The organism is Epilithonimonas sp., assembly GCF_036780765.1.
Taxonomy (GTDB): domain Bacteria; phylum Bacteroidota; class Bacteroidia; order Flavobacteriales; family Weeksellaceae; genus Epilithonimonas.
This window is the reverse complement of sequence record NZ_DAIQCG010000002.1, coordinates 418,487-433,920: the sequence shown is the minus strand read 5'-3', so window position 1 is coordinate 433,920 and position 15,434 is coordinate 418,487. Positions and strand designations below refer to the sequence as shown.

The following is a 15,434-nucleotide window of genomic DNA, read 5'->3' as shown; positions in this document are numbered from 1 at the left end:
ATGGCGGGTGACGTGGTTAATTGAACATTCTACCTCGCATCAACTTTTGTGATATATTGAAAGTTTTGTGCTCCGAAATCCGCCACTGCGCCAAGCGCCAAAACGTTAGGCGTAATTTTAAACAGACACGACACAAAAAACTATGACAGAAAATAAATACAAATTTGCTATTCAAACTTCAAACAACGGGATACTAAATATTCCTTTGACCGAAGGGAATGCTTTATTTGTTCTTGGAGCAAATGGAGTTGGTAAATCAACTTTAATGCACAAGCTCTTCGAACAAAATTTCGACCATACGAAAAGAATATTGGCACATAGACAAACTTGGTTTACCGACAATACAATGAATTTGACAGCTCGAGATAAGAAATCAAATGAGCAAGATATGAAGAATAGAGATAGACAAGTTACATCACGTTGGAAAGATGACTATTCAAGTTCTAGGTCAAGTATAACAATTTTTGATTTAATTAACTCTGAGAATATACGAGCAAGAAACATTACAAAGGAAGTTGATAACGACAATTTAGCACAAGCAAAAAAATTATCTAATATTCAAGCACCTCTCGAAAGTATAAATGAATTATTGGCATTATCAAATATTCCGATTGTTATCTCCCTAATGAAAGATGAACAATTATTTGCATCAAAGAACGGAAGTGAACCATACAGTATTGCTGAATTATCAGATGGAGAAAGAAATGCTTTACTAATATGTTCTGATGTTTTGACAACAGAGCCAAACCAACTTATCATACTTGACGAACCTGAAAGACACCTGCATCGTTCAATTATCTCACCTTTGCTATCTTCTCTATTTCAAAAGCGAAAAGATTGCGTTTTTGTAATATCCACACACGATGTTTTTTTACCAATAGACCATTCAGAAGCAAGTGTTTTGCTTTTGAGAAGTTGTCAATGGAACGGTAAAAACATAAAAGATTGGGATGCAGATTTAATTTCTGAAGCAGACGAAATCCCAAGTTCTATCAAACGAGAAATACTTGGGTCAAAAAGAAATATTTTGTTTGTTGAAGGCGATTACGAAAGCTTAGATAGACAAGTATATTCCTTAATTTATCCAAATATTTCAGTTATGCCACAAGGCAGTTGCACCCAAGTTGAAAAGGCAGTTGAAGGAATAAAAGGGACTGAAAAATTACATTGGATAAATTCTTATGGTTTGATTGACGCTGACGACAGAACAGAAGAACAAATTCAAAACTTACTCAACAAGGGAATTGCAGCACTAACTTGTTATTCTGTTGAAGCACTTTACTATAATTTGGAAATTGTAAAACGCATTGCTAAAAGACTTGCAGAAGTTTTAGGACAAGATGAAACCGAACTTTTTGAGAAAGCAACATCAGGAATTATCAGCGTACTTATTCCTCATAAGACAAGGCTTTGTTCACGTCTTTGTGAAAAGCAAGTTAGAAATAGCGTAATGACAGGATTGCCAAAGCACAAGGACATTCAAGAAAAGGGCAATTTTGAATTAAAAATTAACTTAAAAGACATTCAAGAAAAAGAAGAAGCACACTTTGACAAATTAGTTGCGGACAAAAATTTGGATGGTCTAATCTCACGTTATCCAGTCAGAGAAACACCTGTGTTGACAAAAATAGCAACAGGACTTGGTATGACAAGAGACAAATATGAGAGTGCTGTAAGGAAACTAATCATTGACGATAAGGAAACCAAGGAGTATTTTAAAACATTACTTAAACCGTTGACAACATTAATAGAGAAATAAAAACTACGCCTAACAGCAGTTTGGCAAAATGGCGGGTTCGGTGCTAAATTGAACATTTGGTTTTCAAAATAAGTTTAGTGCTAAAAGGAAAGTAAGTGCTTCTAAGTCCGCCACTTCGCCAAGCTGCAAAACGTTATGTGCTATTTTAGGACGACCGATTACAAACAATGACCGACAACAATTTTGACATAAAAATATTAGACCTTCATTGGATTAAGGACGTTGACGACCCAACAGACCTGTGTGCACACGGACACGTTTTTGTAAAAATTGGAGATGAAGTTGTTGCGGACAAAGACAGTTTAGACGTAACAGTAAGTTCAACTGCTCTGTATTTAATGCGGACAATAAAGGATAATTACAAAAAAGACGACTATGCAAGTCAAATGCTTCCTTGTTGCGGACACTTTTTTATGGCTGACGAAGAAAATGACTACGTTGCTATTATGGGTTGCCCAAGCGGAATTGACTGGACAATTATTCACACAGACGATGGTAAAATCAAACACATAACAGACACCGGACAAGAAGCAACAGTTGACAAAGAAGAATATAAAAAATTGGTTTTGGACTTCGCAGACCAAGTTGAAAACTTTTACAAAACGAGTTTACCAAAGACAATACCAACGGACGACTTCGACAAAAAAGGTTACTTGACATTTTGGAAAGAATGGCGACATTTACGAGACGAATGGAAATAAAAACAGCACATAACACGGGTTTTGCGTCAGGCGGGCTGAAGTGCAAACCTGAAGCTTTATGTTTCTAATGAGCTTTAGTGATAAATTAAAACTTTGTACTCCGAAACCCGCCCGAACGCAAAGCCCGAAACCGTTATGTGCTATTTTAAAACGACACCATTCGACAAATGAAACTGTTTGACAAAATATTCAAGTCTAACAAGACAGAACCAGCCGATTTGACAACGATAACACGGACAGAAGTTCTTGAAGGATTTTCTATTCCAGGGGTTATACATAATATGCAATATCATTTTACTGACTTACAAGTGTATAGTGACGGACTTATTTCATGTTGGGAAATGGTTGACTTGTCAATGTTCAAAGACAAGTTAAATAAAGGTTGGGTTGTCACATCAATTCCAGACGGAGAAGCTATTTCTATTTTTAGTTTAGGACATTGGAAAATTGAACAAGGAGAATGGAAACACACAAAAGAAACTCTATATGATTATGTTTACTCATTAGTGAAGAAGCTTAACCCGACACTTGAAAATTTACACAATTATAATGGCAATAATTCAAAAATGGTAGGTAAAGCAAATGTTGCAAAACATTTTATACCAACACCTATACCTTATCATTTTGACGACCCGAACTCTTTTTTCCCTAATAGAATTAATGGCGAGAAATTTCATTTCTTTTACAGAAACGACGACAATAAAACTTATTTAGCTGAATTATCTATTTACAAGAGTGGGAACATTGAGATAACTAATTTACCGAAAAAGAAAATTTATAAATTTGAAGATTTAGATAACCTAACTAAAAACGGAACACTAACAACAGATTTGAAAATTGGAGAAACTGTTACAATTTTGAATTTAGGCTCTTTTAATGTTGTTTCAGGAAGTGGTGTTGATATTAAATTCAAAATGAGCGAGCTGATTGACAAGTTCAATGAATTAAACGGCAGAGAAAATAGTATCGCAAAATGTGCAAGAATATTTGAGGAATACAAACAAAATCCGACAAAAAAATTGAGAGATGAATTAAAAGATGCATATGAAGCAGTTCCAGAACATCAAAGAATTTTCGTTGGGACAATGGACACAAAAGATTATGAAGTTCGTCAGGTAATTTATGGCGACATTGTGAAAAAAGAATGGGAAGATGACTATGGTTATGAATACCCTTATGATGATATGCCAAAACCAATTGACGAATGACAATAAAAACAGCACATAACAGCAGCTTGGCAAAATGGCGGGTTCAGTGCTAAATTCAAGTTCAGTTCTTCGATTGAACTTTTGTGCAAAACTGAACATTTGTGCTTCGATTTCCGCCACTTCGCCAAGCTGCAAACCGTTAGCGGAAAGCTTACCCAAACAATCGCAAAAAAAATTCAACTAAAAAATGAAGACACATTCGACAAACTATTTTGACACTTTTATTGAAATTGCGGAAGACACAAAAGCTGACAGCGGAATTAAACCACCAACGAAAGACAAGAAAACAGTTGCTGAAATGCAATATGAACTTATCGCCAAAAATCCTTACAAGTTTACTTCTGACGATATATTCTTTCAAATATTTGCTGACAGAAACGACTTAACAGAAGCTGAATATAAACGAGCAAGAGATCAGTTCTTTTCAAAAGGACAACCTTGCTTTCGTGCTTCCCCATTGACAAAAACCTACGGTTTTGGTATTCATAACGACAGCAATGGGAAAATTGCACTTTATGGAATGGAAACAAAAGAATATCAACAATTTTTAGCTGACACAAAAATTAAGAAAGTGAAAGCAATGAAATCGAGCAAATAAAAACTAAAAATATGCTGACAGAAATAAATTGGCTTGCAGTAATTATTGGAACTATTGCTTATTGTGCGTTTTGTGGAATTTGGCACAGACAGTTTGCATTTGGCAAAAAATGGGAACAAGCAATGGGTTTTCAACGACCAGAAAATTGGAAAGAAACTAACATTTATTACATAGTTCCTCTAATCGCTTGCTTTGTTACATCATTAGCAATCGCTGTTTTAATCAACTTGACAAATACAAATTCATATTCGGAAGCAATAAAACTTGGACTTATTTTAGGAATTGGACTTGCAATGGCTATTGTTTTTACAACTGCAATTATACCGACAATGAAAAAGCCTTTGACTTTTGGAGCGATTACAGGGACAGCACAAACATTGGGAATACTCATAGTAACAATAATTATTTACACAATATCAAAATAAAAAGCCTTCCGCTAACAAGGGTTTTGCGATAGTGGGGCGAAACTGCAAAGTTCAACGGTAGTTCTTCGGTTCAACCTTTGTTCAAAATTGAAGATTTGTGCTTCGATTGCCCCACCATCGCAAAGCCCCGAACCGTTATATGCCATTTTAAACCCACGCTCAAACCCCTCTCACGATTGGTAAAATGAACGACAATGATACAAAACGACTTTCACGGCTCACTGCAATTTTGACGCAGTTGCAAACGAAACGAATCTTAACGGCAACACACTTGGCAGACAAATTTTCGGTTAGTGTTCGGACAATTTATAGAGATATCAGAGCTTTGGAACAAGCTGGAGTTCCAATTTTGACGGAAGACGGAAAAGGTTATACTTTAATGGAAGGCTACAGAATTCCGCCTGTAATGTTTACCGAAGCACAAGCCAATGCTTTAATTATTGCAGAACAATTAGTACTCAAAAACAAAGACACATCTTTTATCAAAGACTATACTGAAGCTATCGAAAAAATAAAATCAGTTTTACAATATAGCATAAAACACAAAGCCAATTTGCTTGCCGAAAGAACTCGTTTTGACCAGAACATCAATCGAGAAAGAAACAGCAATAATCTGTCGGATTTGCAATTTGCATTGACCAATTTTTACATCGCAAAAATTGAATACGAAAACGAACAAAACAAAACCACCACACGTCATATAGAACCTTTTGCATTGGTTAGTACAACCGAAAACTGGTTACTGATTGCGTATTGTCGACTGCGAAAAGAGTTTCGATATTTCCGCTTGGATAGAATTAAAAAACTAGAAGTTCTTGTTGATACATTCGAGCAACATAAAATGACTTTGCAGGATTTTTTTGACAAACAATAATTTTTTGCAGACCCCTGACATAAGGCTGTCAATACCCCATTTTATTTTTGCATTACGATTAACAAGTAAATCAATTTTAAAATGGAAAAAAGAACAATTGACCCTTGGAAATGGGGCGAAAACACAAACTCTGCACAAGCTGTAGAAGTAACAAACGTAACAGGAACACTTTACTGCTCAGGACAAGTAGCACTTGATGCGAACGGTGTGCCAAGTAATGCAGATATGCGTTCGCAACTTATCCAAACCATTGCAAACCTTGAGCAATTAATAAACGAAGCAGGTTATGAGGCAAAAAACATTGTCAGATTGAATATTTACACAACATCTGTACAAGAGCTTTTCACAACGTGTATGGACGTTTATGTACCGTTTCTCCAAAAACACGGTATTAAACAAGCAAGTACATTAATTGAAGTTAAAGGACTTTTTGCTACTTTAACAGTTGAATTGGAAGCAACAGTTGTAAAGTAAAAATGTTAGAAACTGTAATATTTTATCCGACAAGCCTTACAGCGTGGAGAAAGTGGTTACAAAAAAATCATCTTTCAAAACAAGCTGTATGGCTTGTTTTTTATACCAAAAAATCTCAAAAGAAATCCATCACTTGGAGCGAAGCAGTTGATGTTGCTCTTTGTTATGGTTGGATAGACAGTAAGAAAATAAAAATTGACGAAGAAACAACGCGTCAGTTTTTCAGTAAACGAAAACCACAAAGCACTTGGAGTAAAATCAATAAAGAAAAAATTAACCTTCTTATTGAGCAAAACTTAATGACAGAAGAAGGTTTGAAAAGCATTGAAACAGCCAAAAAAAATGGGTCTTGGACAATTTTAGACGAAGTTGAAGAACTGATAATTCCCCAAGATTTAGAAAAAGCATTTAAAAAACATAAGAGTTCAAAGGAATATTTTTTAAGTTGTAGCAAAACTGCTAAAAAAATGATGTTGCAATGGATTGTACTTGCAAAGCAGCCCAAAACCCGACAAAAACGCATAGATGAAATAGCCGAACTTACAGGACAAAAGAAGAAACCAAAACAGTTTTGATTAAAGAAAAACGGCATATAACATCGCATTGGCAAAATGGCGGGTTTACGGCTAAGTTGAAAGTTTCTGCACATTTAGCCGCCGAATGTGTTTCACATTCAGCTTTTTTAACTAATTTAGCTTCTGTGAAAACACATCGGCTACGTTACTACTAAATTGAACTTTTCGTCCAATTTATCCGCCACTTCGCCAATGCGTTTTCCGTTATGCCTCACCCTAAAACCAACCGCATAAATCCTACGCTCTAAAAAAATTGACAGAAAAAAACTTGCTGAATTAAAACCTTTAGCTAAATTTGTCATTTATTGACAAGTTAAAATTTACAAGCAAATGAAAGCAACTTTTGGAGAGTATATCAGACAATTAAGAACAGACAAAGGATTGACTTTAACTGAACTTGCAGCATTGCTAAAACTGGATTCTGCTAATTTGAGCAAAATTGAAAACGGTAAGCGTGAATTTGACGAAAAGCGGTTAGATAAATTAGCAAATGCTTTCGACCTTAACTTTGAAAAATTGAAAGTAGAATATTTTGGCGACCAATTTGCTAAAAAAATGTACGCTTACAATTGTTCTTCAGAAACATTAATGGTTGCAGAAGAAAAAGTAAATTACTTGAAAAGTATAAATGTTAAACAAGCCGAAATTAAATTCTAAAACTATGAACAAACCATTGACATACATTAGTTTATTCAGCAGTGCAGGAGTTGGATGTTACGGCTTCAAACAAAACGGTTTCGAGTGCATTGCAACAAATGAAATCTTAACAAAACGCTTGAAAATTCAAGTGTTCAACAACAAATGCAAGTACGACACAGGTTATTTGGATGGAGATATTTCAACTAAAGAAATCAAAAACAAACTTTTTGCTGAAATCAAAAAATGGCAAACGGAACACAAAATTTCCGAGCCAGACGTAATTGTGGCTACGCCACCGTGTCAAGGAATGTCGGTTGCCAATCATAAGAAAAATGAAGAATTGACACCAAATTCGTTGGTTGTGGAATCAATCAAAATCACCAAAGAAGTTAATCCGAAATTTTTCATTTTTGAAAATGTAAGAGCGTTTTTAAACACAACTTGCACCGACATTGACGGAACGGTAAAAACGATTGAAGAAGCGATAAAATTAAATTTAGGCGGACATTACAATATACTTTTCAAAGTCGTAAACTTCAAAGATTATGGTTCTCATTCAAGCAGAACGAGAACGCTTGTAATTGGTGTTCGTAAAGACTTACAAAACATTAGTCCGTTCGACATTTTTCCCGAGAAAAATAAACCAAAAACATTACGCAAACTTTTTGCAGGATTGGAACAACTGAATGAAATGGGACAAATATCGGAGAATTTTTATTTGGGCGTTTCCCTATCGGGTCGGGCTTTCCGTTTCAATCTTTTGTTCGTTCCTCACAAAAGGATTTCCACTGCAATCCCTAACGCATTAAAACAAGTTGCATAATGGAAAACGAATTGAACGAAACGGAAAAGCAATCAGAAATAATGAATTTGATTGGTTACGGATTAGCAAAATTCGATTTGGCTTTTGTGAAAGAATTTAACTGTAACACAAAAACGGCTTTTAATAGATTAGTTGTTGAATTAGGTTTAGCAAAAACAGAAAAAGCTGTTTCAAACAGGCAAGATAGTTTTGACCCATATTTTGATAATGGTAGAAAAGGTTGGTGGCAAAGAAATCAAAGAGAACACATAAAACTTTTTATTGACAGTCTTTTCGGAAATGAAAATGCAAAATCATTTGCGAATATCGTTAAGTTGTTCATTAAAGACTTTGATACGAAATTGATTTTGCCAACAAAAGAAGTTCAACCGATTGTAAAATCAAAATTCAAACAACTTCAAGAAACAGGAAATGAAGCAGAGTTCTTCTTTATGAGCAATTATAAAACTGTTCCGATATTTGAAAGTGGTTTATTACAAGATGCAAGATTATGGGGCGATGGTTATGATTTTCAAATTCAGTTACAACAAAAATTTGTTTTAGCAGAAGTAAAAGGCGTAAGAAATAAAAATGGTGCAATCAGAATTACGCAAAATGAATTTGAAAAAGCAGAAGAATACAAAGACGATTATTTTCTTGTTGTAGTTAGCAATTTATCAAAAACACCACAACTAAATGTCGTTGAAAATCCGTTGAAAAATTTAAAATTCAACAGAAAAGAAATGAATTCAATACAAATCAATTATCATACTGAACACTTAAATTGGTAAGATATGGAAGCAAAAACAATGTATGCAGTTGAACATTATTATTCTAACGATGAACGTTCAACTTATGAAATTTTTGAAACGCTGAATGAAGCCGAAAGTTTTTGTTCCGATAAAAATAATTGGAACGAAAATCATTTTCCCTTATTCATTTTCAAAGCAGATTTTAATTCCGATTTGATTTATCAAGATGAAAACAGAAATTGGAATTATGATGATTTTTCAGGTACGATTTTGAAATATCATTCATTTAGAAAAACAATCAACGAAATAAAACTTGAAGTTGAATAGTAGATTGCGACATAGAGTTAGAACAAGAAACCAAAAATGTACACCTGATGTAGTGTGTATTATTGCGGATTGCGTAATAAATTTGCGTGAAAGCGAACCGCAAAAAGAATTTACCGTTCAAGATATTTGGGATTCTCAATATTTCATCAAAAACGTAAAAGCGATTTTCAACAAACCGTCTGCAACCAATCCAACAACAAGAAGTGAATACGACAAATTTATTCAGCAACCGTTACGCCTTTTGGCATATGCAGGAGTTTTGGATATTGAAAAAAAAGGAACAACGAATTATTACAAAATTGCAAATCTTACAGTTTTGGAATACGTTTCGTTGAAAGATAGAAACGCATACAATTTCCTTTATCAATACTTCGTAAAAGTAATGTCGGACAGCGGACAAATAAAGTTCTTTGAAGAATACAAATGCAAATACGAAAAAGGCAATTTGTCAAAATTAGATTTTGAAGATTTACAAAAACGTTTTATCAAGTTTATTATCGGAAATACCGCAATCAACGGAGAACTTGAAGTTAGACGTATTTTTCCAAAGTTGCTAAATGTTTACGCTTGCGAAAACAATTTACCAGGTTCAATTAAAGGGCGAATGTCAGAAAATGAATTTTACTACACAGACTTAATGTATAACCGTAAAAATTGGCGTGATGTATCAAAAGACAAAACCATTTCACGACAAGAAGCAAATGCTGAAAGTGAACAAAATGTATTGACAGATACAGCGTTCAACGCTTATTTGGTACAAAAAGCAATGAACCAAATAAAGAAAATGTATTCTGAAAGTGAAGTTAAAGACCAATGGGCAAATGGCGAAGCAACGCAAATACATCACATTTTCCCGAAAAGCAAATTTCCGCAACTTGCTCACTATTTGGAAAACTTAATCAAACTGACAGCAACGCAACATTACACAAAAGCACACCCAAACAACAGGACAGATGCAATAAATCCAGACTATCAACTTGTTTGCTTGCTTGCAAAATCGGACAGCATTGAAAAGTCTTTGAAGAAAAACGAACTTTATTACAGAAAGGAATCTTTTGTTTATTGCATAAATACAGGACTTAATCAAGACCTAAAAGTCGATTTAACTTTCAGACAAATCAAAACAGAATTGGCGACAATTTATAACGACATATGAACCGAAAAAAGAAGGGCGAAGGCATAACAGCAGTTTGGCAAAATGGCGGGTTCAGTGCTAAATTGAACATTTGGTTTTCAAATCAACATTAATGCTAAAATGAAAGTAAGTGCTTCAAAATCCGCCACTTCGCCAAGCTGCAAAACGTTACCAGCAAGGCTAAACGACCGCACAGTCCGAAACTTGAAAAATTATCCCGACAGAAAACCTTAACGGTTGGGTACAGCACTTTTTACCAAATGTGAAATGACCAACTAACATCAATTGCTAACTTTGCGACAATGAAAGAATTGATTGAATATATTTTACAGTTTGGCAACTTAAACAAACAACAAATAGACCTTATCACAAGTAGAGCAACAGAAATAGAACTTCGCAAAGATGACTACTTTTCGGAAGCGGGTAAAATTCCCCGACAAGTCGGTTTTGTTGTTGATGGTGTTGTTCGTGGCTGTTATTACAACAACAAAGGCGAAGAAATTACACGTTGCTTTATCCCTGAAAATAATATGGCAGTTGATTATCCTAACTTTGAAACAAATTCTGCTTCTGCCGAATACTTGCAAGCAAGCACCAACTGCAAATTGGTGGTTTTTTCAAAACAAAATTGGGACGAACTTTCACATACCATTGTGAATTGGGACAACATTAAAAATAAGATGGTGCAAAAATGTTTGTATCAAAAATCAAGAAAAAGCCCCGTAATTTCGCAAGACGCAACTACTCGTTATTTGGAATTTCTTGAAAACTATCCAACGCTAACCAATCGTGTTTCGCTCGCTCATATTGCTTCTTACTTGGGTGTTACGCAACAATCATTAAGCAGAATTAGAAAAAGCATACGCTAAAATCACTTTTTACCATTTGGTAAATGACTTCATTTTTTTACGATGTAATTTTACATCATAAATTTTAAAAGAAAGAAAAATGAAGTCAGCATTAATAACAGGAGCAAATAAAGGAATTGGCTTTGAAACCGCAAAGCAATTATTGCAAAAAGGATTTTACGTTTTTATCGGAAGTCGTGATTTACAAAATGGCTTACAAGCCGTTGAAAAACTAAAAGCAGAAGGATTAACAAATGTAGAAGCCATTCAAGTTGATGTAACCGATGACAATTCTGTAAAAAATGCCCGAACAGAAATCGGCAAGAAAACAGACAGTTTGGATGTTTTGATTAACAACGCAGGTATCAATGGTGGTGCACCTTACACAGCATTAGAAGCAAGTAGCGACCAATTTTTTTCAGCGTTTAACACCAATGTTTTTGGTGTAGCAAGAGTAACACAAGCATTTATTGATTTATTGCGTAAATCATCTGAACCAAGAATTGTGAACGTAAGCACAAGCGTTGGTTCGCTGACACTTCAAAGTGACCCGAATTGGTTTGGTTATAACTTTGCAAAATTTGCGGTTTATGGTTCATCAAAAGCCGCTTTGAATATGTTTACTGTTCATTTGGCTTACGAACTTCGGGACACCACATTCAAAGTAAATGCAGTTTGTCCCGGCTACACAAAAACTGATTTTACCGGTTATAATGGTGGCGAAGTGGAAGAAGCAGGGAAACGAATTGTGAAATATGCTTTATTAGACAAAGATGGAGTGACAGGGAAATTCATTAGCGAAGAAACCAATCCCGAAACAGGTGAAATTGCTTGGTAGCAATGGGTTGACAAAAAGCCCTGCTAGTAACATCGGTTTTGCAAAAGAGCGGATTAAGTGCATAACTCAACGACAGTAATTCTATCATCGCATAAGCCATTTTTATTTTCTTTTCTGTAATTTAGCAAATAGAAAATGGCTTATGCTACGGTAGTGCTAAACTGAACTTTTGTGCTTCTATTTCCGCTCCTTCGCAAAGCCGTTTCCCGTTTGAAATTTTTCCCCCTGAAATTCCTTCTATTAAATCTTTGTTTTCATCAATGGCATTAGCTATACTATCTTTTTTTACAATTAATTCAGGTTGTAAATCTTGGGAAAAGACAAATGCTGAAAACAATAAAACTAATAAAAATTTAATCTTCATTAATATTTTCATAATTAATTTTACTTTTCTTATTAATAAAAAAATAAACTGGCAACCCAAGCAAAATCAATCCCAATCCTGGCCAAGTATATTGCGGTTTATAAATGAATAACAAAATACAAAAGCCAGTTCCAATCAAAAGATAAAGAATTGGTGTGAAAGGATAAAGAAATGTTTTGTAACCTCTTTCCAGTTCAGGTTTTTTAATTCTTAGATAGATGACACCAAAAACTGTAATCATATAAAACAAAACAATCACAAACGAAATCATATCCAGCAAATCACCATATTGACCACTTAGGCAAAGCAGACTTGCCCATATCCCCTGCATCCAAAGTGATTTTCCGGGAACTCCGTTTTTATTATTTTCAACTGCAGATTTTAAGAATAAGCCGTCTTTTGCCATTGTCTGGAAAACTCTTGCTCCTGCCAAAACAATCCCGTTCACACAACCAAAAGTCGAAATCATCACAAGAACTGCAATGATAATAGTACCTGCATTTCCGAACATTTTTTCGGCTGCAGCAACAGCAACTCGGTCATTTGCAGCAAAAGCGATAGAATCTCTGCCGAGTGCGTTGAGGTAAACAAAATTCACTAAAAGATAAAGAATCATTACGGCAGAAGTTCCGAGAATCATTGCTTTCACCACATTACTTTTAGGATTTTCGATTTCTCCGGAGATAAAAGTTACGTTTTCCCAAGCAACAGAACTGAAAACCGAACCAACCATTGCGGCAGCAATTCCACCAACAAGAGTAGCACCAGAAATACTTTTCCATTCGGTTTGTTTCAGGTTTTGGAAAGCGTCCCAGCCGAAACTCATATTAGAACTCCAATTAGATTGAGAAATCAAGACAAAACCAAGAACAATCAAACCAAGAAGCGCAATGATTTTGGATGATGTAAAAACATTTTGGAGAATTTTCCCACTTTGAACACCTTTCGTATTCACAAAAGTCAGAAAGAGAATCACAAAAATTGCCAGAATCTGAATCCAAGTGATTTTAAATTCGCCACTTTGGAAAATCGGAGCCGCGTCATTCAAACTCGGAATCAAATAAGCGGTAAATTTTCCAAACGCAACTGCAACAGCGGCAATCGTTCCTGTTTGGATAACAGTAAACATTCCCCAACCATAAAGAAATCCCATTGGTTTCCCAAAAATCTCTGTGATGTAAGTGTATTGTCCGCCAGCTTTTGGGAATAAGGCTGACAATTCGCCGTAACTTATAGCTGCCGCAACGGTCATTATTGTGGTAATTAACCAAACTACAATCAGCCAATATCCGGAACCGAGATTCCGCATAATATCCGCACTCACGATAAAAATTCCGCTTCCTATCATCGAGCCCATCACGATCATCACTGCATCCCAAAGTTTGAGTTTCTTTTCCATAGTTTTCTTTGAAATCAAATATATAAAAACATCTCACTGAAAAAATTAATTTTTTTACAGCAACCCCATTTAAAACTTTCTCCAATTAAGTACTTAGCTTTTTTATAATTAAATTTAAAATAATAATAAATATTTTGTCAAAATTAATTTTTTCACACTTATTGTTAAATGATTTTTATTAAAATATTGTTTTTATTAAATATTAAAAAAATTAAAACATAATTTAACATGTTGAAATCTAACCAAAAAAACCAATTAATATGGTTATTACTGCAACTATTTTTTATATATCGTTGTCTTTTCGCTGTTATTATCTTCGGTATTTTTTTTCATAGAAAACAATTACAACAAAGAAACTTGATTGTTTCCTTTCCAATTATCTTTTTTATGAATGATGATTTTAATTGAATGGATTTGACAAGAATTCACAATTTTGGGGTAACTAAGCATTAATGAATACAATGAAAAAGCTTCAGTTTCAAAACCAAATTGTCCTTCTGTAAATCAAAACAGAACGTATTTGAAGGCTATGATACATAATTAATTTTCAAGAAGATATTTCATTCGTAACTACAGACCTTGAAGCGTTCTACAAAAGAGTTTTAATTGAAACAAATTGGTCAGCTTTTTGAATATTCAGAAGAAACCGAAATTCTTTTGAAACTCATCACATTCACAAACAAAGGCATTTATTGTCCGCAGGGAAAATTCTACATCGATCCGTGGCGACCTGTTGATTTAGCGGTTATCACGCACGGTCACGCCGACCACGCCCGCTGGGGAATGAAAAAATACCTTTGTCATCATTTTACAAAACCGATCTTACATAAAAGAATCAGCGAAGATATCGAATGTCAGACTTTGCAATATGGCGAAGTTCTCAATATTAATGGCGTTAAATTATCGCTTCATCCTGCGGGTCATATCATTGGTTCAGCGCAGATTCGGTTGGAATATAAAGGTTATGTAAGTGTAATTTCTGGAGACTACAAAGTTCAGGATGATGGATTGAGCACACCCTACGAAGTGGTAAAATGCAATGAATTTGTAACTGAAAGTACTTTCGGACTTCCCATTTACAATTGGCTCGAAGTAGATGATTTGAATAAAAGAATGCAGAATTGGGTTTTACGGAATCAAGAGAATCAAAAAACCTCTGTATTCATCGGCTATTCTTTGGGAAAAGCTCAAAGAGTAATGAAAGCTGTGGAAGGAATAGGAAAAATTCACGTTCACTACTCTATAGGTAAGCTCAATCAGGCTTTTGAAGAAGTTGGAATCAAACTTCCCGATTACGAAATTCCTGATTTTAGAGAAAATATAAAACACGTTGCTGGAGACATTGTCATTGTTCCGCCCGCTTTATTAGATTCAAATGTAATAAAAAAAATTCCCGATGCAGCAACAGCTATTTGTTCAGGCTGGATGCAGGTTCGTGGTGCAAGACGATGGCGAAGTGCTGATGCAGGCTTCCCAATGAGCGATCACGCCGATTGGAAAGGACTTTTGCAAGCCATAAAAGCAACAGAAGCTGAAATCGTACACGTTACGCACGGACAAACCGAAGTTTTCTCAAAATATTTAAACGAAATCGGAATCAAATCTGATGTTGTTGAAACTTTATACGGCGATGATGACGAAGAGGAAACTGAAAAAGAAATCATCAAAAATCCTGAGCAATGAAACGCGCAAGTCAAATATCTTATTCTACACAAA

At 34.9% G+C, this 15,434-nt stretch carries 18 protein-coding genes; 16 read left to right on the top strand and 2 right to left on the bottom strand.

The features are described 5' to 3' along the window. Window positions 1-142 precede the first annotated feature (142 nt). The 15 genes from V7P73_RS05450 to V7P73_RS05380 all read left to right on the top strand — a co-directional run bounded on the left by V7P73_RS05450 (window position 143) and on the right by V7P73_RS05380 (window position 11,955). On the top strand, window positions 143-1,759 hold the full coding sequence (locus V7P73_RS05450; RefSeq protein WP_333851917.1) for a DUF4435 domain-containing protein: 1,617 nt from the start codon (window positions 143-145) through the stop codon (window positions 1,757-1,759). Between the two features lie 167 nt (window positions 1,760-1,926). Next, window positions 1,927-2,460 carry a hypothetical protein gene (locus tag V7P73_RS05445; protein ID WP_333851916.1) on the top strand — a complete coding sequence of 178 codons (534 nt, stop codon included), beginning with the start codon at window positions 1,927-1,929 and terminating at the stop codon, window positions 2,458-2,460. Window positions 2,461-2,627: 167 nt separating this feature from the next. Beyond that, on the top strand, window positions 2,628-3,668 hold the full coding sequence (locus V7P73_RS05440; RefSeq protein WP_333851915.1) for a DUF7638 domain-containing protein: 1,041 nt from the start codon (window positions 2,628-2,630) through the stop codon (window positions 3,666-3,668). Window positions 3,669-3,855: 187 nt separating this feature from the next. Then, on the top strand, window positions 3,856-4,266 hold the full coding sequence (locus tag V7P73_RS05435; protein ID WP_333851914.1) for a DUF6157 family protein: 411 nt from the start codon (window positions 3,856-3,858) through the stop codon (window positions 4,264-4,266). An 11-nt stretch (window positions 4,267-4,277) separates the two neighbouring features. Continuing rightward, window positions 4,278-4,691: a DUF1761 domain-containing protein gene (locus V7P73_RS05430; RefSeq protein ID WP_333851913.1), complete on the top strand. Its 414-nt coding sequence runs from the start codon at window positions 4,278-4,280 to the stop codon at window positions 4,689-4,691. Between the two features lie 184 nt (window positions 4,692-4,875). Then, complete coding sequence (locus tag V7P73_RS05425) at window positions 4,876-5,565, top strand: helix-turn-helix transcriptional regulator (protein ID WP_333851912.1); 690 nt, start codon at window positions 4,876-4,878, stop codon at window positions 5,563-5,565. An 81-nt stretch (window positions 5,566-5,646) separates the two neighbouring features. Further along, window positions 5,647-6,039 carry a RidA family protein gene (locus V7P73_RS05420; protein ID WP_333851911.1) on the top strand — a complete coding sequence of 131 codons (393 nt, stop codon included), beginning with the start codon at window positions 5,647-5,649 and terminating at the stop codon, window positions 6,037-6,039. Window positions 6,040-6,041: 2 nt separating this feature from the next. Beyond that, window positions 6,042-6,614, top strand: a complete 573-nt coding sequence (locus V7P73_RS05415; protein ID WP_333851910.1) for a YdeI/OmpD-associated family protein — start codon at window positions 6,042-6,044, stop codon at window positions 6,612-6,614. Window positions 6,615-6,944: 330 nt separating this feature from the next. Further along, the gene (locus tag V7P73_RS05410) at window positions 6,945-7,271 is read left to right on the top strand and encodes a helix-turn-helix domain-containing protein (protein ID WP_333851909.1); all 327 of its coding nucleotides are present in this window, start codon (window positions 6,945-6,947) and stop codon (window positions 7,269-7,271) included. A gap of 4 nt (window positions 7,272-7,275) precedes the next feature. After that, the gene (locus V7P73_RS05405) at window positions 7,276-8,076 is read left to right on the top strand and encodes a DNA cytosine methyltransferase (RefSeq protein ID WP_333851908.1); all 801 of its coding nucleotides are present in this window, start codon (window positions 7,276-7,278) and stop codon (window positions 8,074-8,076) included. Beyond that, window positions 8,076-8,846 carry a DUF3883 domain-containing protein gene (locus V7P73_RS05400; RefSeq protein WP_333851907.1) on the top strand — a complete coding sequence of 257 codons (771 nt, stop codon included), beginning with the start codon at window positions 8,076-8,078 and terminating at the stop codon, window positions 8,844-8,846. Before V7P73_RS05405 ends, V7P73_RS05400 begins: the two co-directional genes overlap by 1 nt. Before the next feature lie 3 nt (window positions 8,847-8,849). Then, entirely contained in the window at window positions 8,850-9,134 is a 285-nt protein-coding gene (locus V7P73_RS05395) for a hypothetical protein (protein ID WP_333851906.1), read from the top strand. A gap of 82 nt (window positions 9,135-9,216) precedes the next feature. Then, window positions 9,217-10,290, top strand: coding sequence for a hypothetical protein (locus V7P73_RS05390; protein ID WP_333851905.1), 1,074 nt, complete (start codon window positions 9,217-9,219; stop codon window positions 10,288-10,290). Between the two features lie 281 nt (window positions 10,291-10,571). Then, window positions 10,572-11,138 (top strand): Crp/Fnr family transcriptional regulator, encoded by a 567-nt coding sequence (locus V7P73_RS05385; protein WP_313100592.1) that lies wholly within the window; start codon window positions 10,572-10,574, stop codon window positions 11,136-11,138. Between the two features lie 79 nt (window positions 11,139-11,217). After that, complete coding sequence (locus V7P73_RS05380; protein WP_313100593.1) at window positions 11,218-11,955, top strand: SDR family oxidoreductase; 738 nt, start codon at window positions 11,218-11,220, stop codon at window positions 11,953-11,955. A 145-nt stretch (window positions 11,956-12,100) separates the two neighbouring features. Here V7P73_RS05380 and V7P73_RS05375 read toward each other — a convergent pair whose 3' ends face one another. Next, complete coding sequence (locus V7P73_RS05375) at window positions 12,101-12,319, bottom strand: hypothetical protein (protein ID WP_333851904.1); 219 nt, start codon at window positions 12,317-12,319, stop codon at window positions 12,101-12,103. Next, window positions 12,309-13,718 carry an APC family permease gene (locus V7P73_RS05370; RefSeq protein ID WP_333851903.1) on the bottom strand — a complete coding sequence of 470 codons (1,410 nt, stop codon included), beginning with the start codon at window positions 13,716-13,718 and terminating at the stop codon, window positions 12,309-12,311. Before V7P73_RS05370 ends, V7P73_RS05375 begins: the two co-directional genes overlap by 11 nt. A 657-nt stretch (window positions 13,719-14,375) precedes the next feature. On the opposite strand from V7P73_RS05370, the gene V7P73_RS05365 reads away from it, so the two are divergent. Beyond that, entirely contained in the window at window positions 14,376-15,401 is a 1,026-nt protein-coding gene (locus V7P73_RS05365) for a ligase-associated DNA damage response exonuclease (RefSeq protein ID WP_333852127.1), read from the top strand. The last annotated feature ends 33 nt before the right edge of the window (window positions 15,402-15,434 follow it).

What these genes read in the sequence shown, in the direction of transcription:
- V7P73_RS05450 (WP_333851917.1), top strand. Translation starts at nt 143, where the DNA reads ATGACAGAAAATAAATACAAATTTGCTATTCAAACTTCAAACAACGGG.
- V7P73_RS05445 (WP_333851916.1), top strand. Translation starts at nt 1,927, where the DNA reads ATGACCGACAACAATTTTGACATAAAAATATTAGACCTTCATTGGATT.
- V7P73_RS05440 (WP_333851915.1), top strand. Translation starts at nt 2,628, where the DNA reads ATGAAACTGTTTGACAAAATATTCAAGTCTAACAAGACAGAACCAGCC.
- V7P73_RS05435 (WP_333851914.1), top strand. Translation starts at nt 3,856, where the DNA reads ATGAAGACACATTCGACAAACTATTTTGACACTTTTATTGAAATTGCG.
- V7P73_RS05430 (WP_333851913.1), top strand. Translation starts at nt 4,278, where the DNA reads ATGCTGACAGAAATAAATTGGCTTGCAGTAATTATTGGAACTATTGCT.
- V7P73_RS05425 (WP_333851912.1), top strand. Translation starts at nt 4,876, where the DNA reads ATGAACGACAATGATACAAAACGACTTTCACGGCTCACTGCAATTTTG.
- V7P73_RS05420 (WP_333851911.1), top strand. Translation starts at nt 5,647, where the DNA reads ATGGAAAAAAGAACAATTGACCCTTGGAAATGGGGCGAAAACACAAAC.
- V7P73_RS05415 (WP_333851910.1), top strand. Translation starts at nt 6,042, where the DNA reads ATGTTAGAAACTGTAATATTTTATCCGACAAGCCTTACAGCGTGGAGA.
- V7P73_RS05410 (WP_333851909.1), top strand. Translation starts at nt 6,945, where the DNA reads ATGAAAGCAACTTTTGGAGAGTATATCAGACAATTAAGAACAGACAAA.
- V7P73_RS05405 (WP_333851908.1), top strand. Translation starts at nt 7,276, where the DNA reads ATGAACAAACCATTGACATACATTAGTTTATTCAGCAGTGCAGGAGTT.
- V7P73_RS05400 (WP_333851907.1), top strand. Translation starts at nt 8,076, where the DNA reads ATGGAAAACGAATTGAACGAAACGGAAAAGCAATCAGAAATAATGAAT.
- V7P73_RS05395 (WP_333851906.1), top strand. Translation starts at nt 8,850, where the DNA reads ATGGAAGCAAAAACAATGTATGCAGTTGAACATTATTATTCTAACGAT.
- V7P73_RS05385 (WP_313100592.1), top strand. Translation starts at nt 10,572, where the DNA reads ATGAAAGAATTGATTGAATATATTTTACAGTTTGGCAACTTAAACAAA.
- V7P73_RS05380 (WP_313100593.1), top strand. Translation starts at nt 11,218, where the DNA reads ATGAAGTCAGCATTAATAACAGGAGCAAATAAAGGAATTGGCTTTGAA.
- V7P73_RS05375 (WP_333851904.1), bottom strand. Translation starts at nt 12,319, where the DNA reads ATGAAGATTAAATTTTTATTAGTTTTATTGTTTTCAGCATTTGTCTTT.
- V7P73_RS05370 (WP_333851903.1), bottom strand. Translation starts at nt 13,718, where the DNA reads ATGGAAAAGAAACTCAAACTTTGGGATGCAGTGATGATCGTGATGGGC.